The following is a 1347-nucleotide window of genomic DNA, read 5'->3' on the forward strand; positions in this document are numbered from 1 at the left end:
CTTGGAAATAACTTGAATCAGATCACTAGAGTAGTGAATACCCAGAATTATGATGTCGTGAATGTGGTTCAAGTATTGGCTCAACTTTCAGCAATCGAGCGTCAGCTTGGGCAAATAATGGCACAGTATGAGATCTCAGTATGATTGTTCAGTTCGCTCGTAGAGGTAAGGGCGTTGGGAGTGGCCCTGTTGATTATCTCTTAGGGAAAGATAGAAATCGGGAGAGGGCGACACTCAATCAAGGCGATCCTGATTTAGTTCAATCACTCATTGATTCGAGTCCTTACGCCAAAAAGTACACATCGGGCTTTCTCTGTTTTGCTGAAACGGACTTATCACAAGAGATTAAAGATCGCCTCATGGCTGATTTTGAAAAGGCTTTGTTACCAGGCTTAGACAAAGACCAATACTCCATTCTTTGGGTAGAGCATCTTGATAAAGGGCGGTTAGAGCTGAATTTTGTTATTCCAAATATTGAGCTTCATTCTGGCAAGCGACTTCAACCTTACTACCACTTTGCAGACAATCCTCGTATCGATGCGTGGCGCACCATTAAGAATCTTGAACTAGGGCTTCATGACCCAGATGACCCTGCTAATCAGCAAGGCTTGGTGAGTGCTAAAGACACTCCATCCGATGCAAAAGAGATTCAGCAACTTCTTACCGATGGTCTACTTAATCTTGCTCAATCAGGCGCAATCCGTAGTCGAAAAGGGGTAATTGGTGCGCTTGAAAGCAAAGGATTTGAGATTGCCAGAGTGACAGCTAAAAGCATCAGCATTAAGAATCCCGAAAGTGGGAAACGAAACATAAGATTAAAAGGTTTGTTGTATGAGCAAGATTTTGAATATGGCGAGGGACTTCAATTCGCAATCGAAGAAGCAAGCCAACGCTATCGAGCAAACGCTAAAGAAAGACTTCGAGAGGCACGAACAACGTATTCAAGATGCGTTGAAATCAAGCGAGCAGAAAATCATAAACGACATCCAAGAGCAGCAATCACGTTTGAATCTCTTGGTGATGAAAACATGGATTTGGTTGCCAGTGACCCTGTTATTTTTGGTGATCGTCAGTTACGGGATCGCTTGGTATCAAGGGCAGACGATATTAGACAATCAGAAAAAGATAGCCCGCCAAAAAGCGATCCTAGAGCAGTTCCAGAACAAGACTTGGGGGCTTTCTCTGTACGAGAGCCAGAAAGGGGAACGTTTTATTGTGATACCAGAGGGTTACTCGATTCTGGAGGGGTGGACAATGAACGATGGCAAGAACGAGCTGATCAAGTTGGAGAGGAAATAAATGACCGAGCTAGAGAAACAACTTTTGCACGCCTTCGAGGTTTTAGAG

Annotated in this window: 2 protein-coding genes; both read left to right on the forward strand. The window is 43.9% G+C overall.

Annotated elements, in window-relative coordinates; all coding sequences use genetic code 11:
• The first annotated feature begins 12 nt into the window (after window positions 1–12).
• Window positions 13–144: a plasmid mobilization relaxosome protein MobC gene (gene mobC / locus R7D93_RS25410; RefSeq protein WP_318072129.1), complete on the forward strand. Its 132-nt coding sequence runs from the start codon at window positions 13–15 to the stop codon at window positions 142–144.
• 705 nt (window positions 145–849) lie between these two features.
• Window positions 850–1299, forward strand: a complete 450-nt coding sequence (locus tag R7D93_RS26365) for an MbeB family mobilization protein (RefSeq protein WP_353616425.1) — start codon at window positions 850–852, stop codon at window positions 1297–1299.
• The last annotated feature ends 48 nt before the right edge of the window (window positions 1300–1347 follow it).

The organism is Vibrio sp. YT-15, assembly GCF_033337445.1.
GTDB lineage: Bacteria > Pseudomonadota > Gammaproteobacteria > Enterobacterales > Vibrionaceae > Vibrio > Vibrio alginolyticus.